This window comes from Streptomyces sp. NPDC093225, assembly GCF_044753805.1.
Classification (GTDB): Bacteria; Actinomycetota; Actinomycetes; order Streptomycetales; family Streptomycetaceae; genus Streptomyces.
This window is the reverse complement of the sequence record NZ_JBIVNX010000033.1, coordinates 41,306-63,271: the sequence shown is the minus strand read 5'-3', so window position 1 is coordinate 63,271 and position 21,966 is coordinate 41,306. Positions and strand designations below refer to the sequence as shown.

Here is a 21,966-nt window from a genome sequence, read left to right as displayed (position 1 = left end):
TGGCTGTGTGTGACCGTTCGGCCTGGCCCGGCAGTTGATCATCGGCGGCCAGCCGATGTCGGCATGTCGGCGGCCTCTCGGGGATCCACCGGAGAGGTGACGAAACGATGGGAACCGGTGCCGTGGGGAACAGTTACGAGGACGAGTGTCGCCGGTCGTTGGCCGAGGAGCAGGCGAAGAGCCTTGCCGGGACCAACGACTGGGAACATGTGGACAGGGAGCGGGTCCACCAGGACTGGGACGTCCTGTACCGGGAGATCACGGCTTTCCTGGACGGCGGCTCCCTACCCGGAGACCAGCAGATCCAGGAGCTCGTCCGCAGGCACTTCGACATCGTCTGCCGGTTCTACACCCCCTCCCGGGAGGCTTACGTCGGCATGTCGCTCTTCTACGCCGAGGACCAGGCCATGAGGGCGTTCCACGATTCCTACCACCCCGGGATGGTGGAGTTCCTGGGCGCCGCGATCAAGGTGTTCGCCGAGCAGGGGAGCGGGTTCGCCCCCAGCTCGAGGGCCGAGGCTTCGGCGTAGGCGGGCGACACGAGGCAGGACACCCGTGGGCGGGTGCGCCAGACCGGGGTCCGGGCGCACCCGCCGAGGGACGGGACGCGTTGTCCGACGCGGGCCAGGACTCCGGCTGGGGTCCTGGCTCCGTGGCGTTCGAGGTCGCGCCGGCGCCGGCGGTAGGAGGCGCGGCGCCGGCCGGCTAGCCGGCGACTTCCTTCGTGACCAGGGCGATCGCCTCGTCCACGTCGTCCGTGACGTGGAAGAGCAGCAGGTCGTGCTCGGTGGCCTTGCCCTGGGCCACGACGGTGTCGCGCAGCCAGTCGATCAGCCCGCTCCAGTACGCAGTCCCGAACAGCACGATCGGGAAGCGCGTCACCTTGCGGGTCTGGACGAGGGTCAGCGCCTCGAAGAGCTCGTCGAGGGTGCCGAGGCCGCCCGGCAGGACGACGAACCCCTGCGCGTACTTCACGAACATCGTCTTGCGGACGAAGAAGTACCGGAAGTTCAGGCCGAGGTCGACGTGCGGGTTGAGCCCCTGCTCGAAGGGCAGCTCGATGCCGAGGCCCACCGAGATGCCGCCGCCCTCCCGGGCGCCCTTGTTCGCGGCCTCCATCGCGCCCGGTCCGCCGCCGGTGATCACGGCGAAGCCGGCGTCGACGAGCGCCCGGCCGATCGCCACGCCCGCCGCGTACTCCGGCGAGTCCGCCGGAGTACGGGCCGAGCCGAACACGCTGATCGCGGGCGGCAGCTCGGCCAGCGTGCCGAAGCCCTCGATGAACTCCGACTGGATGCGCAGGACCCGCCACGGATCGGTGTGCACCCACTCGGTGGGCCCGGCCGTGTCCAGCAGCCGCTGGTCGGTCGTGCTCCCCGCCTGCACCTGCCCGCGCCGTCGCAGTACCGGGCCGAGCTGCTGCTCCTCCGGCTTGCGCCGCCCGCCTTCGGGGTTGCCCATGACGTGCTCCCTCCTGCTGATCGTTCGGATCAGGGTAGGCACACAAGGGTGACGAAAAGCGGAATTCCGTCAAACCACGGGTCGATTCCGGGCCACAGGAGGGCGTACGCGGACGGCCGGGTCCGCGGTGGCGGCGGTCAGAGGTCCGAGGTCAGCCAGGCCCGCAGCCGGTCCTCGCAGTAGATGATCGCCTTCGTGTCCACCCGCTCGTCGACCTTGTGCGCGAGCAGCGCGTCGCCCGGCCCGTAGTTGACCGCGGGCACGCCGAGCGCGCTGAAGCGGGACACGTCCGTCCACCCGAACTTCGGCATGGGCAGGCCCCCGACGGCGTCCATGAACGCGGCCGCGGCCGGGTGCGAGAGGCCGGGCAGCGCGCCGCCGCTGTGGTCGTCGACGACGAACTCGTCCACGCCGCAGTCCGCGAACACCTCGCGCACGTGCGCCTCGGCGTCCTCCTTGGTGCGGTCGGGGGCGTACCGGAAGTTCACCGTCACCGTGCAGGAGTCGGGGATGACGTTGGTGGCCACCCCGCCCTCGATGCCCACGGCGTTGAGGCCCTCGTGGTACTCCAGGCCGTCGATCACGGGCTTGCGCGGCTCGTACGCGGCGAGCTTCGCCAGGATCGGCCCGGCCGTGTGGATGGCGTTGGAGCCCATCCAGCTGCGCGCGGAGTGGGCCCGCTCGCCCTTGGTCTTCAGCAGGACCCGCAGGGTGCCCTGGCAGCCGCCCTCGACCTGCGCGTTGGAGGGCTCCAGCAGGACGGCGAAGTCGCCGACCAGCCACTCCGGGTGCGCCGCGGCGACGTGTCCGAGGCCGTTGAGGTCGGCGGCGACCTCCTCGTTGTCGTAGAAGACGAAGGTGAGGTCGCGGTTGGGCTCGGGGACGGTGGCGGCGATGCGCAGCTGGACCGCGACCCCGGACTTCATGTCGGTGGTGCCGCAGCCCCACAGCACGCCGTTCTCGTCCAGGCGGGAGGGGACGTTGTCGGCGATGGGCACGGTGTCGAGGTGCCCGGCGAGCACGACGCGTTCGGCGCGGCCGAGCGTCGTACGGGCCACCACGTTGTTGCCGAACCGGTCCACGGTCAGGTGCGGCAGGGCGCGCAGCGCCTGTTCGACCGCGTCGGCGAGGGGCTCCTCGGTGCCGCTGACGGACGGGATGTCGACGAGCCGGGCGGTCAGTTCGGCTGCGTCGAGGCTGAGGTCGAGCGCGGTATCGGGCATGCTCCCGACCCTAACGCCCCGGGGGCTCCGGGACCGGCGACGTCCGGCGGGTGGACCTCGGGAGTGGCTCGAGTACGGTGGCTCCGTGTCCGCGTCCCTGTCCGATTCCCGCCCCGCGCCCTCCCGTCGGCGCCGCCGCCGCCGTCCGCTGCGCCTGGTCGCCGGGCTGGGCGTGCTCGTCGGGATCGCCGGGTACTTCGCCGCCCAGTACGACTCGAACGGGGGCCCGGGGGCGCCCCGCTGCACGGTGCGCGCCGCGGCCGGCGGCAGCGGGGAGGGCGCCGCGTACGAGATGAGCCCGGAGCAGGCGTCGAACGCGGCCACCATCGCCGCGGTCGGGACCCGCAAGGGGCTGCCGGTGCGGGCGGTGACGATCGCGCTGGCCACGGCCATGCAGGAGTCGGGGCTGCGCAACCTGCGGCGCGGCGACCGGGACTCGCTGGGGCTGTTCCAGCAGCGTCCCTCGCAGGGCTGGGGCACGGCGCGGCAGATCCTCGACCCGGTGTACTCGGCGGGGATCTTCTACGACCGGCTCGCGGAGGTGCGCGGCTACTCGCGGCTGCCGCTGACGGTGGCGGCGCAGCGGGTGCAGATGAGCGGTTTCCCGCAGGCGTACGCGAAGCACGAGCCGGACGCGCAGCTGCTGGCCGGGGCGCTGACGGGGCGGGAGCCGGCGGCGGTGACGTGCCGGGGGCCGGTGGCGCAGGTCGCCGGGTCGGCGGCGCGGGTGCGGACGGCGCTGGTGCGGGACTTCGGGCCGGGGGTGCTGCCGGGGGGTGCGAAGGGTGCCTCGGTGCCGGCGTCCCCGCTGGCCGTGCCGGCCGGTTCGGAGCGGCGCGGGTGGGCGGTGGCCCACTGGGCGGTGTCGCAGGCCGCCGCGCTCGACCTCGTGGAGGTCTCGTACGCCGGCCGCGTGTGGACCGCGGGCAAGCACGGCGGCAGCTGGCGCACGGCCGAGGCCCCTTCGACGGAGGTCCTGCTCACCCCGTCCGCGGGCTGACGCCGGCCCGTCCGGCACCGGACGGACGTACGAGGGGTCGCTCCTGCGTGGGGGGTCGGGCGTACCGGCCGGAAGGATTCGGCAGGGCGCTCACCAGCGGGTCGTCGCATTTTCGAGGAAGCCGATAATGCGACGCGTTACCAATCCTTTACCGCGGGTCACCGCAACCAACCCCGCCCCGGGACCTGTTGGAAGGGCGTACGTAGCTCGGCACGACGCACGACAACCCCGCTTGAAGGAGCCCCATGTCCCTCCCCCTGACCCGCCGGATCGCCCGCACCGCGCTGCTGCTCGCAGCGGGAGCGGCACCCGTGGTCGGTGCGGCCGGCGCGGCGAGCGCCGCGGAGGCCCCCGCCCTCCCGCAGCTCGGTTCGCTGACGGCCCTGGACAGCGCGAACCTCGGCCAGGCAGTCGACGCCACCGCGCAGCAGGCCACCGGAGCCGCCGGCCAGGCCGGCGGCGACGCCGTCAAGAAGGGCGCTCCGGCCGCCCAGGACTCGGCCACGGACGTGGCCGGAAGCGCCACCTCCCTCGTCGGCGACGCGGCCGGCGCCGCCGGTGACACGGGCCTGCCGACCGACGCCGTCGCCGGAGGAGTGCCGGGCGGCGCCCTCCCGGCCGTGCCCGCGGCGCCGTCCCTGGGCGGGCTGCCGACCGGCGCGCTGGGCGGTGTGACCCCGCTCGGCTAGTCCGTACGCGGCCCGGACGGAGTCCGTACGCCGCGCAGGCCCCGGAGCGCGCGCTCCGGGGCCTTCCGTCGTTCAAGGGCTCCCGCGGGGCCGTCGGACCGCGGGCGGGCCGCTGGGGCCGCCCTGCGGCCGTCGGGCCGGCGGGGAAGGGCTCAGGCCGCGCCGAGGCGCTTCACGGCCGCCGCCACGCGCTCGTCGGTCGCGGTGAAGGCCACGCGGACGAAGCGGTCGCCCGCGGTGCCGTAGAAGTCTCCCGGTGCCACCAGGATGCCGAGCTCCGCGAGGTACCCGACGGTGTCCCAGCAGGGCTCGTCGCGGGTGGCCCACAGGTACAGGCTCGCCTCGCTGTGCTCGATCCGGAAGCCGTGCGCCTCCAGCGCGCCCTTGAGGGCCGCGCGCCGGGCGGCGTACCGCTCGCGCTGCTCGGTCACGTGCGCGTCGTCGCCGAGCGCCGCGACCGTGGCCGCCTGGACCGGGGCCGGGGTCATCATGCCGCCGTGCTTGCGGATCTGGAGCAGCTCGCCGAGCACGGCCGCGTCGCCCGCGAGGAACGCGGCCCGGTAGCCGGCCAGGTTGGAGCGCTTGGAGAGCGAGTGCACCGCGACCAGGCCCTCGAAGGAGCCGCCGCAGACGTCCGGGTGCAGGACCGAGACCGGGTCGGCCTCCCAGCCCAGCTCCAGGTAGCACTCGTCGGAGAAGACCAGCACGCCGTGCTCGCGCGCCCAGGCCACGATCCGGACCAGCTCGTCCTTGGGCAGGACCTTGCCGGTCGGGTTGGAGGGCGAGTTGAGCCACAGCAGCTTCAGGCCGGCCGGGTCGAGCTCGGTCGGGTCGTCGTACACGACCGGCTCGGCGCCGCACAGCCGCGCGCCGACCTCGTAGGTCGGGTACGCGAGCCGCGGGTACGCCACCTTGTCGCCCGCGCCGAGCCCGAGCTGGGTCGGCAGCCAGGCCACCAGTTCCTTCGAGCCCACCACCGGGAGGACGTTGGCGTGGGCGACCGACGCGGCGCCCAGGCGGCGCTCCACCCAGCCGGCGATCGCGTCGCGCAGGGCGGGCGTGCCCCAGACGGTGGGGTAGCCGGGCGAGTCGGCGGCCTCGATCAGCGCCCGCTGGACGTGCGCCGGGACCGGGTCGACGGGGGTGCCCACGGAAAGGTCGACGAGGCCGTCGGCGTGCGCGGCCGCCGTCGCCTTGTACGGCTCCAGCTTGTCCCACGGGAAGACGGGCAGGCGGGCGGAGACTGCGGCCACGGCGGGGTGCTCACTTTCTCGTACGGGCAGAAAAGCACATCGGTCCTGTACGGCGGGCGCGCCGTACAGGACCGGGTTGCCGGATCAGTGACCGGCGTTGATGTCGGCCGGAAGGCCGGCGACGAACGGGTGGTCGCGCTCGATCAGACCGAGCTTGGAAGCACCACCGGGCGAGCCGAGCTCGTCGAAGAACTCGACGTTCGCCTTGTAGTAGTCCTTCCACTCCTCCGGAGTGTCGTCCTCGTAGAAGATCGCCTCGACGGGGCAGACCGGCTCACAGGCACCGCAGTCGACGCATTCGTCCGGGTGGATGTACAGCGACCGCTGACCCTCGTAGATGCAGTCGACGGGGCACTCTTCGATACAGGCCTTGTCCTTGACGTCGACACAAGGCTCCGCGATGACGTAGGTCACGCTCTCGTTCCTCCTCGGTAGGGCTGTCCATATCGCGCGGGAGCGCGGCGTCGTCGATGCCCGCACCTAGTATCTCCGTTCCCGGGCACGATCCGAACAGGAGGGGCGCACAGAGCTGTGGAAATCACTGCCGGCGGACGGTTTGAAGTACGTATCACCCCGGCTGACGTGGGAAAACGCGTATCGGTTCGACGCCTCAGCCCCGAGCGGGACGGCACCGGTACCTTTACTGACACGGTCGGGGTTCTCGCATCCTGGGACGAAGGTGTGCTCGTGATCACACGACGAACCGGGGAAACCGTCCACATCGCGGAATCGACGCTGGTAGCGGGCAAGATTGTGCCCCCTGCCCCGGCCCGGCGGCGCGGTCCGGCAGCGACTTTCGAGGAACTCGCGAGGGCCTCTGCGCGCGCCTGGCAGCCCGTGGAGGCCGAACCGCTGGGCGAGTGGCAACTGCGCGCCGCCGCCGGATTCACCCGCCGGGCCAACTCCGTCCTGCCGCTCGGCGATCCGGGGATACCCCTCGACGATGCACTCGCGCGGGTGACGGCCTGGTACGCGGAACGAGGGCTTCCGGCGTACGTGCAGGCGGCGACCGGCGCCGCGGGCACCCAGGAGGTGCTGTGCGCAGAGCTGGAGCGGCGCGGCTGGGTCCGGGAGGTGTCGGCGGAGGTGCGGATCGCGGCGCTGGCGCCGATCGCGGACGTGGCGGCGGACCTCTCCGCGGTGCGGCTGTCGCGGACCGCGGACGCGTCCTGGATGGGCCGCTACCAGCGGTCCGGCGAGCCGGCGCCCGAGGTGGCGCAGGTGCTCGCGGCCGGTCCGTCGGTGTGGTTCGCGTCGGTGGTCGAAGGCGGCGAGGGCGGCGGGGCCGGTGAGGTGCTGGCCATCGGGCGGTGCGTGGTGGACGGCCGCTGGGCCGGGTTCATGGCCGTGGAGGTGGCGCCCGAGCAGCGGCGGCGCGGGCTGGCGACCGCGGTGATGGCAGCGCTGTCCCGGCAGGCGCTGGCGGAGGGCGCGTCGGCCGCCTGGCTGCAGGTCGAGACCGACAACGGCGGCGCGCAGGGCCTCTACGAGGGCCTCGGCTTCGCCGCGCACCACGCCTACCACCACTTCCGGGCACCGTCCGGCGACGCCTCCGGGACCGCGCCGTGAGCCGGTGGCGGGAGGAGTTCGCCTCAGCGGCCCGCGAGGAGCGGCCCGACCTCGCACGGCTGTGCCTGCTGCTGGCCGCGGAGCTGGACCCGGGCGACCCCGGTCTGGACGAGCGGGGCATCGACGAGGCCGAGATCGAGCTCGACCGGCTCGCCGGGGAGCTCCCGTACGGCACGCACGACGCCCGTGGCTGGGCCTCGGCGCTGGCGGAGCTGCTCGGCGGCCGGTACGGCTTCCAGGGCGTGCCGGTGGACTACCAGCGGCTGGAGTCCTCGCTGCTGCACGAGGTGCTGCGGCGCCGCCGCGGGCTGCCGATCATGCTCTCGGTGGTGTGGATGGAGGTGGCCCGGCGGGCGGGCGCGCCGGTGTACGGCGTGGCGCTGCCCGGGCACTTCGTGGTCGGCTTCGGGGACCCTGCGGAGCGGGTGCTGGCCGACCCGTTCGCCGGCGGGCGGCCGCTGACCGGTACGGACGCCGAGCTGCTGGTGGTCGGCGCCACGGGCAGCCCGCTGGACCCCTCGCACCTCGAGCCGGCCCCGCCGCTGGCGATCGTGCAGCGGATCCTGGGCAACATCCGCGCCTGGGCCGCGGCCCGGCCTGAGCAGTCGGGGGTCCAGCTGGCGGCGCTGGAGCTGGCGCTGCGGATGCCCTCGCACCCGGCCCGGCTGCGGTACGAGAGGGCGCAGCTCCTGGTGCAGCGGGGCGAGTTCCTGCGCGGGGCCGCGGAGCTGGATTCCTACGCCGCGATCGTGACGGCGTACGACCCGCCGGGCGCGGACCGCATCCGCGCGGAGGCGGCGGCGGCGCGGGCGATGCTGAACTGAGGGTGGGTGGGGGCCGGGTCGGGGACCGGCGCGGCCCCCACCCACCCCCTAGCCCGCGTCCATGGGGCACTTGTGCTTGCTGGTGGGACCGCCGCCCCAGGTGGCGGGGTTGTTCAGGCCGGTCGGCCGGTCGGGCAGCAGGCCGCACGCGAGCAGTGTCCGCACGCTCCCGTCCGTCTGCGGCTCCATGACGTAGACCGCCTTGTTCGGCGGGTACCTGTGGCCGCTGTCCAGCGACAGCATGCCCGAGGTGCCGGAGAAGTTCCGGACGCCGTTCGACAGCTGCTGGAGAACGTCCCCCGGCCGGACGCTCGCACCGCCACCCTGCGACGACTTGTTCAGCCCGTAGATCGAGGTGATCGACTCGGACGTCAGTCGGAGCGCGTCGTAGGCCCCCGCCGCGTTCCCCTCCGGCACCGGGACGGGCCCGAAGACCTTCCGGAAGCGGGAGATGAATTCGGAATACCGGCTGCCGGGCCTCGTCGCGCCGTTCGAGTTGTTCAGCGTGACGTAGAACGGCTTCAGATGGGGGTGCTCCCGGAGCGTGCCCGCAGGGTCCTGCAGGTACCTCGCGGCCACGCTTTCGGCGAAGACGGCGACCGGTTTCCCGTCCTCCTTGTTGCAGTCCGGGCCCTTGTCGAGCGTGTCGAACAGCTCCGGCATCTCGCCCGAGCGGCCGGCATACAGGATGAACCCCCCGGAGGCCCGGACCTTGCCGCAGATCTCCTGTGCCACGGCCTTGACGTCCTGGTTGCGGTGCTCGTAGTAGGAGACGGTCACCACCTTGCCGCCCTTGTAGTACTCGGCGAACTTGCTCCGGAGGTCGGAGCTGAAGAACTCGTCGTAGGGGTCGTAGACCACCACGGCCGTCCGGCCGCCGTCCTTCGGCGTCGTCAACTCGGCGAGCTCCTCGGACTGCGCGGCGAACTCGGCCATCACCTGGCCGATCCGGTCGTTCGAGGGGGACACCTGGAAGTAGGTGGGCGGGTGCCGCTCGTCCACCATCCTGCTGCCCGTGACCGAATTGCCGATCACGGGGATGTTCGCGTCCGAGAGTTCCTCCACGGCGGCGAGCGAGGCCGGGCGGCTCTGGGTGATGCCCACCACGGCCACGATGCCGTCCCGGTCCTGCCGTTCGATGATCTGCCGCGCGACGTCGGGTCCCCGGTCGTTGCGCGATCCGTAGGCGAAGTACTGCCCCGCGTTGGCGATCAGCAGGCGGATCTGGACGACGTCGCCCTCGCGGCTGTTGATCTCGGCCTGCGCGGCGAGTGCGCCGCGCAGGCTCTGGATGCTGACCGGGGTGGAGTCGCCGACCTCGGCCGTCAGCGGGGCGAAGAACACCACGGTCCGGTACGGGCGCCCGCTGTGCACCGCCGCGTCGTTCTGCCGTGCCGCGATCTCCTCCAGGGCGAGCAGGTCGGTGTCCCGGCCCGGGACGCCGAAGCGGCATTCGTGTCCGTCGGTGATGCCGACGGTCTCTCCTGTGCTCACCTTGTGGCACGACGGCGCCGTGGTGCGAGTGGAGACGTACAGCCCCCCGGCGACGAGGACGAGCACGACGGCCGGGACCGCCACTACCCACGCGTAGTCCGCCCAGCCGTTCGCTCGTACTGGAACCTTGGGGTTGGTGTCCCACCAGTGGTCGGCCGGGCCGTCGTCGTCGTGCGCGGACAGCGGGACGACGTACACGGCCGAGGAAGAGCGGGCGGTGTAAAGGCCGTGCACCCGGTCGGCGAGGGCGGTCACACTGCGGGAGTCGGCGGCGAGCGTCTGCGCGTACGAGGGCGGCTCGTCCGACAGGGCGCCCAGGATCATCAGCGGCGCGGGCCGCTCGGTCCTCGCGATGTCCGCGTACGTGTCGAGCAGCTGGCGCACGGGGGTGCCCTCCCCGCCGACGTCGGGCAGGAGCAGGACGAAGGGCCAGCGCCGACGAGCCCGATGGACCAGGGGCCAGGACGGCGCCGCGGCTCTGGACAGGTCGTTCAGCAGAGCCATGAGCAGCATGCGCTGGACCAGCGCGTGGTTGCTCCGGGAAGTACCGGTCGGGGTGATGGTCAGCGCCATCTGGAGGAAGTTGGCGCCCTTGGGACGTCGGGAGCCGACCCAGCGCAGGGCGCTCCGCCGGCTGAGCCACAGACCGTAGACACGGCGGGGCAGTCCCACGACCAGGAGCTGGACCAGAGAGCCCCAGATGGCGGCCACGAAGTTGCCGCCGGTTGCTCCCGCCAGTCCCGCCAGTGCGTTGAGCAGCGGGCGCCGGAGCAGGAGCTGGACGTAGAGCGCGTCCCGCAGCCGCCGTCGCCTGGTCGCGGTGGGCCCTGCGCCGACGGGCACGTCGAGGGCGGCGCGACAGGTGTGAAACCGCGGCAGCCTGAGCTCGCCGGTGCCGGGGGGCATGGCGTTCTCAAACTGCTCGACGATGGCGTCCAGCAGCGCGACGTGCTGTCCGGGCCCACCGCCGTCCTCCTGCCCGGGCACGGCGTCCCATGGACCGGCGTCTCCGTCCTCGATCAGTGCGTGCGGTACGAGATCGACCGCAGAGCCCTGCTCCGTATCCCGCAGGCGCTCCCGGTACTCGAGGATGACCGCGCGTCCGGTTGATGCATGGGTGCGCCAGGACTCGGCGGGGTCCCGCTTCAACAGCACCACGGGTAACCGACGACTCCTGCCCGGGTTGCCCGCGAACGTGTCGAACTGCTCGATGAGGTATTCGATCCCTTGGGGAAGCGGCCGCGCCACGCTGCTCCTCTGCTCGTCAGGGTGGCGGCCAGCGAAGCCGTCCGCCTCCGGGCACACGGCAGCACGGCAGGGCGAGGCGGGATCACGCCCGGCGGCCGCGTGCGACCGCTCGCCCCCCGGCGGCAGTGAGTTCGGTCACAGTAGCGCTACGGACGGTCATGCCAAAGGAAAATGCCCGAGATTCCGGGGCCGGACGCCCCCTAGAGAGCTTGGCGGGACTCCGGCAGGTCCCCCTTGTGGCGCTCGTAGTAGCGGGCCACGCGGGCGCGGTTGCCGCAGACGGAGGGGACGCACCAGCGGCGGCGGGGGTGGGCGGGCAGGAAGAGCAGCACGCAGTCGTGGCCCTCGCACTGGCGGACCCGGTCCAGCCGGGGGTCGGTCAGGAGGTCGGCCACGGCTTCGGCGAGTTCGGCCGCCAGCCGGTCGGCGAGCGGGGCGGGGCGCCGGACGCCGGCGGTGAAGCCGTCCTCGCCCCAGCCCAGTTCGCGGTGGGCGGGGGCGGCCGCCAGGTGGCCGTTGAGGCGGTGCAGGGCGTCCGGCGGGGGCGCCTGGCCCGCGCGGGCGGGCGCGATGAGGCGGGCGGCGGTGTCGCGCACCGCGTGCACGGCGGCCAGTTCGGGCGCGCCGACCTCCGGGACCGGGCCGGGTACGGCGGCCAGCCGGCCGGCCTGGGCCGTCAGCCAGTCCGCCAGCGCCTCGGGGGTGCCGAGGAGGTCCACCGTGCCGTCCAGGACGCGGGTGTTGACCAGGTCCAGGGCGAGGGGCTCGCCGGTGAGCGGGAACGATGCGGTCATGCCCCTAATGCTAACTCAGGCGGTTGACACGTTAGCCGTGATCGGCGAATCTAATGCCACCACACCCCAAGGAGGCATGTGATGAGCTCGGCCCTGATCACCCACCGCCACCTCGACGTCGACGGCGTCCGCGTCTTCTACCGCGAGACGGGCCCCGCGGACGCCCCCGTGCTGCTGCTCCTGCACGGCTTCCCGTCCGGCTCCCACCAGTACCGGCGGCTGATGGCGGAGCTCGGGGGCGAGTTCCGGCTCGTCGCCCCCGACTACCCCGGCTTCGGGCGCACCGAGGCGCCGGCGGACTTCACGTACACCTTCGACGCGCTGGCCGACGTCACGGAGGGCTTCGTGACCGCCCTCGGCCTCGACCGCTTCTCCCTCTACGTCTTCGACTTCGGCGCGCCCGTCGGGTTCCGGATCGCCGCCCGGCACCCGGAGTGGATCGAGGGCCTGATCGTCCAGAACGGCAACGCGTACGAGGACGGACTGTCCGACGCGGCACGGGAGTTCATCGCGCTGCGGCGCGAGAACCCGGGGGACGTCGAGCAGATCGAGGGCCTGCTCACGCTCGACGGCACGCGGTTCCAGTACGAGACCGGCGTCGCCGACCCGGCCCTGCTCGACCCCGACAGCTGGACCCTCGACCAGCACTTCCTGGACCTGCCCGGCCGCACGGCGGCCCAGGTCGACCTCGCCCTCGACTACCGCTCCAACGTGGCCCTGTACCCCGCCTGGCAGGAGTGGCTGCGCGCCCACACCCCGCCGGCGCTGGTCGTGTGGGGCACGGGTGACCCGTTCTTCACCGAGCCGGGTGCGCGGGCGTACCTGCGCGACCTCCCGGAGGCCGAGCTGCACCTGCTCCCCACCGGCCACTTCGCCCTGGAGGACCAGCTGCCGCGGATCGCCCCGCTGGTAGCGGACTTCCTGCGCGCCCGCGCCAAGGACGCCGACCGGGCCGACGCCTAGGAGGCCTCAGAGCCAGCCCTTCTCGCGGGCCATGCGCACCGCCTCGGCCCGGTTGCGCACGGCGAGCTTCTGGATCGCCGTCGACAGGTAGTTGCGCACCGTGCCCTGCGACAGGTGCAGGGCCGCGGCGAGCTCCGCGTTGCTCGCCCCGGCGCCGGCCGCCCGCAGCACCTCGCGCTCGCGGTCGGTCAGGGGGTTCGCGCCCTCCGCGAGGGCGGCCGCGGCCAGGGTCGGGTCGATGACCCGCTCCCCCGCCAGGACCTTGCGCACGGCGTCCGCGAGCTGGGCGGCCGGGGCGTCCTTGACGAGGAACGCCGAGGCCCCCGCCTCCATCGCGCCGCGCAGGTAGCCGGGGCGCCCGAAGGTCGTCAGGACCACGATCTTCAGCCCCGGCAGCGCGGCGTGCAGCTCGGCGGCCGCCTCGATGCCGGTGCGGCCCGGCATCTCGATGTCGAGCAGTGCCACGTTCACGTCGTGGCCGCGGGCCGCCGCCAGCACCTCGTCGCCGCGCGCCACCTGGGCCACGACCTCGATGTCGGGCTCCAGCCCGAGCAGGGCGGCCAGCGCCTCGCGCACCATCGACTGGTCCTCGGCCAGGAGGACGCGGATCGGGGTGGTGCCGGTCATGCGTCCGATCCTAGGGGCTGCGGCAGCGGGACCCGCGCCGAGAGGGTGAACCCACCGGCCGTCGGGCCCGCCGACAGCCGGCCTCCGACCGCCGCCAGACGCTCCGTCAGGCCGTTCAGGCCGTTGCCGGGCTGCACCGGTCCACCGCCGGCGCCGTCGTCGCGCACCGACAGCTCCACCTCGGGGCCGTCGAGGGTCTGGCGGGCGCCCAGCCCGACGGTGCAGCGGCGCGCGCCGCTGTGCCGTACGACGTTCGTGACGGCCTCCCGCAGCGCCCACGCGAGGGCCGACTCCGCCTCCTCGGGCAGCTCGGGCAGCGTCGGGTCCAGGGGCACCGCGGCCGCGATGCCGGCCGCCGTCAGTGCCGTACGGGCGCCCGCGAGCTCGGCGGTCAGGGTCGGCCGCCGGTAGCCGCTGACGGCCTCCCGCACGTCGACCAGCGCCTGCCGGCTGACCTTCTCGATGTCGGCCACCTGCTGGGCGGCCTTCTCCGGGTGGTCGGGCAGCATGCGGCCGGCCAGCTCGCTCTTGAGCGTGATGAGCGAGAGCGAGTGGCCGAGCAGGTCGTGCAGGTCGCGGGCCAGCCGCAGCCGCTCCTCGTTGGCCGCGAGCGCGGCGACCGTGGCCCGGGCCTCCCGGAGTTCGACCGTGGTCTGGATCATCTTCCGGATGCCGACCATCGCGAACCCGCCGAGCAGCGCCGGCACCACCAGTCCGACCAGGTACGCGACGCCGCCGGGCACCGCCGTCGCGGTGACGGCGAGCAGGGCGGTGGCACCGGGCACCGTCCACCGGGAGTACCGCGGGGGCAGCGCGGCGCCGGAGGCGATGGCCACGTACACGAAGAGCACCAGCCACTCACGGCCGAGGGCCAGGGACAGCACGCCGGCCTGCACGGCCATGACGGCGAGCGAGAGCAGGACCCGCCGCGGCGCGAACTGCCGCACGGTACGGAACACCAGCACCAGGTACCAGGCGACGAAGGCCGCCAGGCCGAGCGCCCCGAGCGCCACCGCCCCGGGCCCGTGGCCCCCGCTGATCAGGTCGTCGACCGGCGCGCTGAGGTACAGCAGCCAGACGCCGATCCACAGGGACTTCACGATCGTCTGCCGTCGTCCCACGGGCCGTTCTCCGATGCGGACGAGGCCGTCGCCCTCGAGGGCGCCGGCCCGGTCCCGTGCGGTGTCCACCGTCATGCCTTCAGTGTGTCCTTGCGGTAGAGCCATGCGGCGCCACCGGCGAAGAGGACGAAGTAGACGGCGAGGATCGCGACGTCCTTGGCGTGCGGGGCGTCGCCGAGCTCGATCGCCTGGCCGAGCGCGGCGTAGGCGTGCGTGGGCAGCCACTCGGCGATGTCCTGGAGCCACTGCGGGTAGACCGTGGTGGGCATCCACAGGCCGCCGAGGATCGACAGGCCGAAGTAGATGATCATCGTGACGGGGCGGGCGGTGTCGCCGCTGACCAGGTAGCCGATGGCCACGCCGAGGGCGGCGAAGACCAGGCTGCCGGCCCAGATGGCGCCGGTGAGGGCGAACCACTGCCAGGCGTCGAAGCGGACGTCCTTGACGGCGGCCGCCACGACGAAGACCACCACGATGGACGGCAGGCTCACCACGGCCGCACTGGCGATCTTCGCCAGGACGTAGCCGCGACCGGGCAGGGCGGTCAGCCGCAGCTGGCGGACCCAGCCCTTCTCGCGCTCCTTGGCGATGCGCTCGCTGTTGCCCATCAGGACCGCGGTCAGCGCGCCGAAGGAGGCCATGGCGACCATGTAGAAGGCGGCCATGGTCAGCTCGGTGCCGAAGACCGGGATCTTGCCGTTCTGGGTGCCGCCGATCATCAGGAACAGCGCCGCCGGGTAGATGACGGTGAAGAACAGGAACTTCTTGTTGCGCAGCGCCCGGGTGATCTCCAGGCGGACCAGTGCGGTGCTCATGAGCGGGCCTCCTCGGCCTCGGTGAGGGCGATGAAGGCCTGCTCCAGGCCCAGCCCGGCGACTTCCAGGTTGCGGGGGTAGAGGCCGGCCGCGTAGACCGCGTGCACGGTCGCGTCCGCGTCGGCGGACTGCAGGCGGACCGTACGGCCGTTGACCTCGAGCCGCGTGAGGAACGGCAGCCCGTGCAGGGCGTCCTCGTCGACGGGGTCGGACAGGTCGAAGGAGATCCGGCGGGCGCCGGCGCGGGCCTTGATCTCGGCGGCGGTGCCGTCCGCGAGGAGCCGACCGCGGTGCAGCACCAGGACGCGGTCGGCGATCGCGTCCGCCTCCTCGAGGTAGTGGGTGGCGAAGAGGACCGTGCGCCCCTGGTCGGCCTGCTCCCGCATGGTGGCCCAGAAGGCCTGCCGGGAGGTGACGTCCATGCCCGTGGTCGGCTCGTCGAGCACGATCAGGTCGTTGGCCCCGGCGGTGGCGAGGGCGAAGCGGACCCGCTGCTCCTGGCCGCCGGAGAGCTTGTCCACCCGGCGGTCGGCGATCTCGGTGATGCCGGCCCGGGCGAGCACCTCGTCGACCGGGTGCGCCTTCGGGTGCAGCGAGCAGCCGAGGGAGACCAGTTCGCGGACGGTGACCTCCTCCATGAGGCCGCCGCTCTGCAGCATGGCGCCGACCCGGCCGCCGGAGATGGCCTGCTGGGGGGTGCCGCCGAAGAGGCGGACGGTGCCGGAGTCGGGGGTGCGCAGGCCCAGCAGCAGGTCCAGGGTGGAGGACTTGCCCGCGCCGTTGGGGCCGAGCAGGGCGACGGTCTCCCCTGCGTGGAGTTCGAGGGAGAGGCCGTCGACCGCGCGGACGGGGCCGTAACTCTTGGTCACGTTCTCGAAGTGCACCACGGAGGTGGCGGTGCTCTTCACGGTCGTCGTCGTCATGGCCCAAGACTCGCCCGCGAGCGGGTCCCGGCGGCAGTGTCGGGCGTCGTCGGTGCGGCATGACAGATGTCATGCGGGCGGGGTGACGGCCGGCCGGGACGCACGGCGGAGCCCCCGCCGGACGGGTGCCGGCGGAGGCTCTGTCGTACGGTGCGCGGCCGTGGCCTCGGCTCACGGGTCGTGGCCGTGGGCCGTGGCCGCGGGTCAGCTCGGGTCGGTCTCGATGACGCCGACCCGCTCCGCGGTGGTCTTGCCGTGCAGGGCCTTGCGGAGCGCCATCACCACGTCCTGCGGGGTGACCGGGGTCTTCCCTTCGGCGCGGGTGACCAGGACGCCGTCGAAGGTGTCCCCGTACAGCTCCTTGAGGGCCTCGAGGTCGTACGTCTCCTCAAGGTGCCCGTCCACGACCTTGACGCCGAGGATCTTGGGCAGGGAGCGGGCGGGGCCGAACGGGATGGACTTCGGGCCCGCCTTGATGACGACCTGGGCGGACATGGCGGGCTTGGCGAACGCCTCCATCATCCGGTCCAGCTCGGCCTGGTCGACGACCGGCTCCCTGGTGGTGACGGGCAGCTCCACGGCGGGGGCCCTGCCGGTCTCCAGCTGGGTCCGGAACGCCGCCTTGACGGCCGCGGTCGACTTGTCGACGTCGAGGGTCGTGCCGGCCTTGCCGGGGACCGGCGTCACCTTGTTCGGCTCGAACTTGATCGTGCCCTCGACGACGGAACCGGCCGAGCCAGCGAGGTCGGTGAGGGCGGCCAGCAGCTTCTCGTCGTCGACCGGCAGGACCGGGTCGGACACGCGGTCGTTGCCGAACAGCGAGCCGATGACGGACAGCGGGTTGTAGTCGCTGCCCTCGGCGTTGCGGACGGTGGTCTGCGCGTCGAGCGTCAGGCCGGCCCGCTCGGGCCGGAGCTCGACCTGCTTGCCGCCGACCGTGAGCTGGATCGGGGTGGTGGCACGGGTGCCGAAGGCCTCGTCGAGACGGCCGAGCGCCTCCTCCTTGGTGCCGCCGATGTCGACGCCGAGCACCGTGGTGCCCTTGGGCACGTCGGAGTGGTTGAGCAGCAGGCCGGCGCCGTACGCGACGCCGAGCAGGGCCACCACGCCGGAGCAGATCAGCACCACCTTGGAGCCGCCCTTGCGGGCCGCCGCCGCCTTCTTGGCCTTGGGCATGGGGCGCCGGGGCGGCTGCCCGGGCGTGGTCAGCGCGGGGTTGTCCACGTCGGGACCGGACTGCGGGACCGCCTGCGGAACCCCCGGCCGGGGTGCCTGCGGTCCCGGCGGCGGGACCGTCGGGAGGGCGCTGGTGGGCGCGTCGTCGGCGAACTCCGAGCCGGGCCACTGCGAGCCGTACGCCGCGGCCTCGTCCTCGACGCGGGGAGCGACCGGCATGGTGCCGTACCCGGGGCCCGTGGTGGGGCCGACGGGTCCGGGGACGCCGTTCAGCGAGGCGCCGGCGCCGCGGGCGGGACCGAAGTCGCCGCCGGGACCGAAGTCGGCACCGGGACCGGCCGGGGCGCTCGGGGCACCCGGCATTCCCGGAGCACCGGGGCCACCGGGTACGAAGCCACCCGGACCGCCGGGGGCACCGGGGGCACCCGGACCACCCGGCATGCCCGGACCACCCGGGACCCCGGGAGCACCCGGGCCGCCGGGGCCGAAGTTGCCGCCGGGCTGGGGCATGCCCGCAGCGGGGCCGCCGGGGGCGAAGTCGTTGCCGGGAGCCGCGGGAGCGCCCGGGCCCGCCGGGGCGCCGGGACGGCCGCCCGCGCCGAGGCGTCCGGGGGCGGCGCCACCGCGCGCGCCGGGGCCCGCGGCCGGGCCGCCGGGGCCGCGGACGGGCAGTCGGCCCGCCGGCGCGCCGGGGCCGGGTGCGCCGGGACCCGGTGCGCCGGGTGCGAAGCCGTTGCCCGCGGCGCCCGCCGGGCCCGCTGCGGTGCCCGCTCCGGGGCTGCCCGCGCCGAAGCCGCCGGCCGCGCCCGCCCGGGGCGCCCCGGGCGCGCCGGTGCGCCCGACAGGGCGCTGCGGCAGGCTCGCGCGCGGGGCGCCGGGGCGTTGGCCGCCCGGTGCCGATCCGTTCATGTCCTCTCCCCCGTTGTCAGCGCCCCCCGCAGGGGGCGTGGCAGCGGGGCCGGCGCCCGGGCCCGGGAGGGCGGGGCGCCGCACCGGGGCCTGGCCCAGGTTCTTGCGCGGGGCGAACCAGCCGCTGGCCTCGGCCTTCGGCTCGGTGGCCGGGGTCGGGGCCGCGGTGGACTCCTCGGGCATGGACGCGTCAGAGGCCGCGGCCGGTTCCGGGTCCGTGGTGGAGGAATCGGACGGGACGGGCTTGCGGACCACCACGGGCGGGATCGGGCGCGAACCCGGGATGTTGATGCGGATCCGGGTGGTCAGCGTGGTCTCGGTCTTGGGCTCGTCCGCGTCCTGGGAGGACGGCGCGGGCTTCGAAGTCATCGTTTACTCCTCCGGATCGTGGAATCCGGTGTCCGTGGACGCGTACTGGCGGGATCCGTACGGCGGCGTACCCGACGGGTAGCCGGCTCCGCCACGCCCCGGGGGCCCGGAGGACGAACTGTCAGTTTCACGACTCAAGGCAGGTTCTCCCGGTTTGCTCCGCCGCCCGTCATACCGTGCGCGGGCAGCTCGGCGGCGCGGTCCACCATACTGGCCGCTGCGCGAACGCAACTGACCCCTGGGTGAAGCCCGGTTCCGCTTGGTGGCCCGCGGGGCGCACGGGGGCGCGCTCCGCAACCCCCGCACGCGGACCCGGCGTCGGCCCGAACGGCACGTCATCTGCCGGTTCGGACGGCTCAAACCCGACGGCGGACCGCACCGCGCAGGGTGGCGCAGATCACAGCGGCGACGATTCCACCCAGCATGTAGACATACGTACTGATTCCGGCGACGAACACGGCGTCACCCTCCGCGCGGGGCGCGGACAGCCACATGAACGCGATCAGCCATCCCGTGGCCGCCGCGCCGACGCCGAGCGCACCGCCGGTGGCGATCCGGGCGCCCATGAAGCAGCCGAGGCTGGCGAGCAGGGCGAGCACCAGGCCGCCGGGGGGCCAGGCCTCGACGACGAGGGCGCCGGCGATCCCGACGAGCGCGCCCAGGACGAGCAGCCCCAGGGCGAGGAGGATGCGGACGGGGCCGACGGGCGCCGCCCAGCCCTGACCGCCCGTCCGGGACCCGCCGGACGGGCCCGCGGCGCCGGCCGTGCCGCTGCCCGCCCGCGCCCGCCCGCCGCCGCTCACGCGTCCACCCCCGCGAACAGGTCGTGCTCCCGCTCGCCCGCCGGCGCGCCGGGGCGCCCGACGGCGAGCTCGTAGAACTCGGTGGTGAACAGCGGCTGGAGCAGGTCGTTGGAGAGCGCGAAGAAGGGGACGTCGACGGCGATCTGAGTGCCGTGGGCGCGCATGGCGGCCGCCTTGGCGGCACCGTACTTCTCGCCGCCGATCTCGGCCGTGATCCGGTCGTCGTCGACGACTCCCGGCACGTCCTCCACGGCCGCGATGCCCGGCACGGGGGATTCCTGGCCCTTTGCCCGCAACCGCTCGAAGCCGGCCTCGACCACGGAGCGCGGAATGCGGTTCCAGTAGATCTTGGAGATCTCGTGCGCCTCGCCCAGGTCGCGCCGGAACGCCTGCTCGGCGGCGAGTTCCGCCGCGCGCATGGCGACCCGGTGCGCCTGGATGTGGTCGGGGTGGCCGTAGCCGCCGTGGGGGTCGTACGTGACGAGCACCTGGGGGCGGATCCGGCGGATCACCTCGACGAGGTACGGGGCGGCGTCGTCCACGTCGGTGTTCCAGAACGCGCCGGAGCGCCGGTTCTGCGCGACGCCCATCATCCCGGAGTCGCGGAAGCGGCCCGGCCCGCCCAGGAAGCCGTGGTCGGTGACGCCGAGTTCGGCCATGGCCGCGGCCAGCTCGCCGACCCGGTGCGCGCCGAGCGTGTCGTCCCGGTCGGCCGCCAGGTGGGCCAGCTCGGCCGGGATGACCTCGCCCTCCTCGCCCAGGGTGCAGGTCACCAGCGCGACGTGCGCGCCTTCGGCCGCGTACTTGGCCATGGTGACGCCGTTGTTGATCGACTCGTCGTCGGGGTGCGCGTGCACCAGCAGCAAGCGCCGGGCGGGAAGACCGTTCATGGAGAACAGCCTACGAGGCGGACCTCAGAACTTCAGGCCGCTGATCATGCCCGCCACGTTCGTGGTGAGTTCACGGACGGTCGGGGCGATGGTGGAGCTGGCGAGGTAGAACCCGAGGAGCATGCAGACGAATGCGTGACCCGCCTTCAGGCCCGACTTGCGGACCAGCAGGAAGACGATGATCGCCAGCAGCACCACCGCCGAAATCGAGAGTGCCACGGCGGTTCACCTCCACATCTGTTCACGGACCCGGACAGCGTTCATGACGCGCGGCGGCTCGCCACGGGTGCACGAGCCGCCCGCGGAAGTCGCACGTGGCGGAGTCATACCCACCATGCGCTACGGATCATAGCTATCCGTGGCCGGACATCCGTCGGAGCACGGGTGCACGAGGGGGCGCATGGCGCTGGAGCGGAGGGGGCGCGCGGTTGCGGACGGCGGCGCGCGGATGGCCGACCGGGCGGTTCGCACCTCCCGGTCGGCCGACGGCACCCGCACGGCCGTACGCTGTCCAGGTTGGCCGGTCCGTATATCGGTGTTGCGACAGTCAAGTTGCCTGCGTGTTAACGAACTTCATGGGTATTTATCGCCCATGTCCGCATGGCCTGACGCCCCGTCAAGCACATTACGGCGGCGATCGGAGCACCCTTTCCTCAAGTTGTGGCGTTCGCCACACGCAACCTGTCCGTCCCCCTTGACTGGCCCGCTCCGCGTGAAGAGAGTTCCGCTCAATTCCCACACCGACCGCGGGGAGCCGCCGGCGATGTCGAGTCCTTCCCAAGCCTTACCCGGAGCGTCCTCGACGCCTCCACAGGATCCGCTCGCGCCCGTCGATCCCGCGGGGGCCCGGGAGCTCGCCGGGCGCTCGCCCGGGCAGCTCATGTGGCGGCGGTTCCGCCGCGACCGCACCGGCGTCGTCTCGGCGTACGTGGTGCTGTTCTTCTTCGCCGTCGGCCTGCTGGCGCCGGTCATCTCCGCGCTGTACGGCAAGGACCCGTACACCGTCTGGGCCGACGAGCGGATGGACCTGTTCGACAGCGCCGGCACCCCGATCGGGCCCAACGGGGGGATCAGCTCCGAGTTCTGGTTCGGGCTCGAACCCGGCAACGGCTACGACGTGTTCACCAAGCTGCTCTACGGGATCCGCACCTCGCTGATGATCTCGCTGGCGGTGACCGTGGCCACCGTGCTCACCGGCATCCTGCTCGGCGTGGCCGCCGGCTACCTCGGCGGCCGCACGGACTACTGGATCGGCCGCACGATCGACCTGCTGCTGGCCTTCCCGGCGCAGCTGTTCTTCATCGCGTCCATGCCGGTCGTGGTCTCGCTCTTCGTCGACCCGCGCGACGAGACGCCGACGTACGTGCGCGTGGTCGCGCTCATCGCCGTGCAGTGGTTCCTCGGCTGGATGGGCCTGGCCCGGCTGCTGCGGGGCACGACGCTCACCCTGCGCGAGCGGGAGTTCATCGAGGCCGCCAAGGTCAGCGGGGCCTCGCCCTGGCGGATCATCCGCAAGGAGATCCTGCCGAACCTCGTCACACCGATCCTCGTCCAGGGCACCTTCATGCTGCCCAACTTCGTCACCGCGGAGGCGGGCCTGTCCTTCCTCGGCGTCGGGGTGGTCGAACCCACCCCGGACTGGGGCGCGATGTTCGCCAAGGCGGCGTCCGTCTACGAGGTCGACCTGACGTACATGTTCTTCCCCGGCGTCGCGATGATCGTCTTCATCGTGGCCTTCAACCTGCTCGGCGACTCGGTCCGGGACGCCTTCGATCCCAAGGCCGCGCGCTAGCCGGCGCCGGGCGCCGGCCCGAC

The 21,966-nt window shown here is 73.3% G+C and carries 21 protein-coding genes; 7 read left to right on the top strand and 14 right to left on the bottom strand.

The features are described 5' to 3' along the window. Nucleotides 1-122 precede the first annotated feature (122 nt). On the top strand, nt 123-530 hold the full coding sequence (locus ACIQCH_RS26500) for a TipAS antibiotic-recognition domain-containing protein (protein WP_402584807.1): 408 nt from the start codon (nt 123-125) through the stop codon (nt 528-530). Between the two features lie 175 nt (nt 531-705). Here ACIQCH_RS26500 and ACIQCH_RS26495 read toward each other — a convergent pair whose 3' ends face one another. After that, on the bottom strand, nt 706-1,461 hold the full coding sequence (locus ACIQCH_RS26495; RefSeq protein WP_402584805.1) for a TIGR00730 family Rossman fold protein: 756 nt from the start codon (nt 1,459-1,461) through the stop codon (nt 706-708). A 137-nt stretch (nt 1,462-1,598) separates the two neighbouring features. Continuing rightward, the gene (gene dapE / locus ACIQCH_RS26490; protein ID WP_402584803.1) at nt 1,599-2,684 is read right to left on the bottom strand and encodes a succinyl-diaminopimelate desuccinylase; all 1,086 of its coding nucleotides are present in this window, start codon (nt 2,682-2,684) and stop codon (nt 1,599-1,601) included. An 85-nt stretch (nt 2,685-2,769) separates the two neighbouring features. Here dapE and ACIQCH_RS26485 point away from each other — a divergent pair, with 85 nt between their 5' ends. Together ACIQCH_RS26485 and ACIQCH_RS26480 are read left to right on the top strand one after the other, a co-directional pair. After that, nucleotides 2,770-3,684, top strand: coding sequence for a hypothetical protein (locus ACIQCH_RS26485; protein ID WP_402584801.1), 915 nt, complete (start codon nt 2,770-2,772; stop codon nt 3,682-3,684). A gap of 245 nt (nt 3,685-3,929) precedes the next feature. After that, nucleotides 3,930-4,373: a hypothetical protein gene (locus ACIQCH_RS26480; RefSeq protein WP_030203948.1), complete on the top strand. Its 444-nt coding sequence runs from the start codon at nt 3,930-3,932 to the stop codon at nt 4,371-4,373. A 152-nt stretch (nt 4,374-4,525) separates the two neighbouring features. Here ACIQCH_RS26480 and dapC read toward each other — a convergent pair whose 3' ends face one another. Together dapC and fdxA are read right to left on the bottom strand one after the other, a co-directional pair. Beyond that, entirely contained in the window at nt 4,526-5,626 is a 1,101-nt protein-coding gene (gene dapC / locus ACIQCH_RS26475) for a succinyldiaminopimelate transaminase (RefSeq protein ID WP_402584799.1), read from the bottom strand. A gap of 84 nt (nt 5,627-5,710) precedes the next feature. Beyond that, nucleotides 5,711-6,040: a ferredoxin gene (gene fdxA, locus ACIQCH_RS26470; protein ID WP_030203941.1), complete on the bottom strand. Its 330-nt coding sequence runs from the start codon at nt 6,038-6,040 to the stop codon at nt 5,711-5,713. Between the two features lie 117 nt (nt 6,041-6,157). Between fdxA and ACIQCH_RS26465 the strand changes: the two genes are divergently transcribed. Both ACIQCH_RS26465 and ACIQCH_RS26460 read left to right on the top strand, forming a co-directional pair. After that, nucleotides 6,158-7,195, top strand: a complete 1,038-nt coding sequence (locus tag ACIQCH_RS26465; RefSeq protein ID WP_402584797.1) for a GNAT family N-acetyltransferase — start codon at nt 6,158-6,160, stop codon at nt 7,193-7,195. Continuing rightward, nucleotides 7,192-8,019, top strand: a complete 828-nt coding sequence (locus ACIQCH_RS26460) for a transglutaminase-like domain-containing protein (RefSeq protein WP_402584795.1) — start codon at nt 7,192-7,194, stop codon at nt 8,017-8,019. The genes ACIQCH_RS26465 and ACIQCH_RS26460 overlap by 4 nt, the downstream gene beginning before the upstream one ends. Nucleotides 8,020-8,067: 48 nt before the next feature. Here the strand turns inward: ACIQCH_RS26460 and ACIQCH_RS26455 are convergent, their stop codons facing one another. Beyond that, entirely contained in the window at nt 8,068-10,671 is a 2,604-nt protein-coding gene (locus tag ACIQCH_RS26455) for an ABC transporter substrate-binding protein (RefSeq protein WP_402584793.1), read from the bottom strand. Nucleotides 10,672-10,961: 290 nt separating this feature from the next. Continuing rightward, entirely contained in the window at nt 10,962-11,555 is a 594-nt protein-coding gene (locus tag ACIQCH_RS26450) for a CGNR zinc finger domain-containing protein (RefSeq protein WP_402584791.1), read from the bottom strand. Nucleotides 11,556-11,636: 81 nt separating this feature from the next. On the opposite strand from ACIQCH_RS26450, the gene ACIQCH_RS26445 reads away from it, so the two are divergent. Next, nucleotides 11,637-12,518, top strand: a complete 882-nt coding sequence (locus ACIQCH_RS26445; protein ID WP_402584789.1) for an alpha/beta fold hydrolase — start codon at nt 11,637-11,639, stop codon at nt 12,516-12,518. A gap of 6 nt (nt 12,519-12,524) precedes the next feature. Here the strand turns inward: ACIQCH_RS26445 and ACIQCH_RS26440 are convergent, their stop codons facing one another. From ACIQCH_RS26440 to ACIQCH_RS26405, 8 genes are all read right to left on the bottom strand, one after another. After that, the gene (locus tag ACIQCH_RS26440; RefSeq protein ID WP_402584787.1) at nt 12,525-13,145 is read right to left on the bottom strand and encodes a response regulator; all 621 of its coding nucleotides are present in this window, start codon (nt 13,143-13,145) and stop codon (nt 12,525-12,527) included. Continuing rightward, nucleotides 13,142-14,341, bottom strand: a complete 1,200-nt coding sequence (locus ACIQCH_RS26435) for a sensor histidine kinase (protein WP_402584785.1) — start codon at nt 14,339-14,341, stop codon at nt 13,142-13,144. The genes ACIQCH_RS26440 and ACIQCH_RS26435 overlap by 4 nt, the downstream gene beginning before the upstream one ends. Further along, a complete protein-coding gene (locus tag ACIQCH_RS26430; protein ID WP_402584783.1) occupies nt 14,338-15,081 on the bottom strand; it encodes an ABC transporter permease in 744 nt (247 codons plus the stop codon). The genes ACIQCH_RS26435 and ACIQCH_RS26430 overlap by 4 nt, the downstream gene beginning before the upstream one ends. Next, entirely contained in the window at nt 15,078-16,004 is a 927-nt protein-coding gene (locus ACIQCH_RS26425) for an ABC transporter ATP-binding protein (protein ID WP_402584782.1), read from the bottom strand. Before ACIQCH_RS26425 ends, ACIQCH_RS26430 begins: the two co-directional genes overlap by 4 nt. 204 nt (nt 16,005-16,208) lie before the next feature. After that, the gene (locus tag ACIQCH_RS26420) at nt 16,209-18,458 is read right to left on the bottom strand and encodes a hypothetical protein (RefSeq protein WP_402584780.1); all 2,250 of its coding nucleotides are present in this window, start codon (nt 18,456-18,458) and stop codon (nt 16,209-16,211) included. 356 nt (nt 18,459-18,814) lie between these two features. Then, a complete protein-coding gene (locus ACIQCH_RS26415; RefSeq protein WP_402584778.1) occupies nt 18,815-19,261 on the bottom strand; it encodes a DUF6113 family protein in 447 nt (148 codons plus the stop codon). Continuing rightward, nucleotides 19,258-20,151, bottom strand: coding sequence for an N-acetyl-1-D-myo-inositol-2-amino-2-deoxy-alpha-D-glucopyranoside deacetylase (gene mshB / locus ACIQCH_RS26410; protein ID WP_402584776.1), 894 nt, complete (start codon nt 20,149-20,151; stop codon nt 19,258-19,260). Before mshB ends, ACIQCH_RS26415 begins: the two co-directional genes overlap by 4 nt. A gap of 24 nt (nt 20,152-20,175) precedes the next feature. Further along, nucleotides 20,176-20,370, bottom strand: a complete 195-nt coding sequence (locus tag ACIQCH_RS26405) for a hypothetical protein (RefSeq protein WP_030203903.1) — start codon at nt 20,368-20,370, stop codon at nt 20,176-20,178. Nucleotides 20,371-20,914: 544 nt separating this feature from the next. Between ACIQCH_RS26405 and ACIQCH_RS26400 the strand changes: the two genes are divergently transcribed. Beyond that, the gene (locus ACIQCH_RS26400; protein ID WP_402584774.1) at nt 20,915-21,943 is read left to right on the top strand and encodes an ABC transporter permease; all 1,029 of its coding nucleotides are present in this window, start codon (nt 20,915-20,917) and stop codon (nt 21,941-21,943) included. Nucleotides 21,944-21,966: the final 23 nt, after the last annotated feature.

Bases quoted from the DNA above. Each gene is read 5' to 3' on its own strand.
- ACIQCH_RS26445 (WP_402584789.1), top strand. From the start codon at position 11,637: ATGAGCTCGGCCCTGATCACCCACCGCCACCTCGACGTCGACGGCGTC.
- dapE (WP_402584803.1), bottom strand. From the start codon at position 2,684: ATGCCCGATACCGCGCTCGACCTCAGCCTCGACGCAGCCGAACTGACC.
- ACIQCH_RS26480 (WP_030203948.1), top strand. From the start codon at position 3,930: ATGTCCCTCCCCCTGACCCGCCGGATCGCCCGCACCGCGCTGCTGCTC.
- ACIQCH_RS26420 (WP_402584780.1), bottom strand. From the start codon at position 18,458: ATGACTTCGAAGCCCGCGCCGTCCTCCCAGGACGCGGACGAGCCCAAG.
- ACIQCH_RS26495 (WP_402584805.1), bottom strand. From the start codon at position 1,461: ATGGGCAACCCCGAAGGCGGGCGGCGCAAGCCGGAGGAGCAGCAGCTC.
- ACIQCH_RS26440 (WP_402584787.1), bottom strand. From the start codon at position 13,145: ATGACCGGCACCACCCCGATCCGCGTCCTCCTGGCCGAGGACCAGTCG.
- mshB (WP_402584776.1), bottom strand. From the start codon at position 20,151: ATGAACGGTCTTCCCGCCCGGCGCTTGCTGCTGGTGCACGCGCACCCC.
- ACIQCH_RS26425 (WP_402584782.1), bottom strand. From the start codon at position 16,004: ATGACGACGACGACCGTGAAGAGCACCGCCACCTCCGTGGTGCACTTC.
- ACIQCH_RS26450 (WP_402584791.1), bottom strand. From the start codon at position 11,555: ATGACCGCATCGTTCCCGCTCACCGGCGAGCCCCTCGCCCTGGACCTG.
- ACIQCH_RS26430 (WP_402584783.1), bottom strand. From the start codon at position 15,081: ATGAGCACCGCACTGGTCCGCCTGGAGATCACCCGGGCGCTGCGCAAC.
- ACIQCH_RS26400 (WP_402584774.1), top strand. From the start codon at position 20,915: ATGTCGAGTCCTTCCCAAGCCTTACCCGGAGCGTCCTCGACGCCTCCA.
- ACIQCH_RS26435 (WP_402584785.1), bottom strand. From the start codon at position 14,341: ATGACGGTGGACACCGCACGGGACCGGGCCGGCGCCCTCGAGGGCGAC.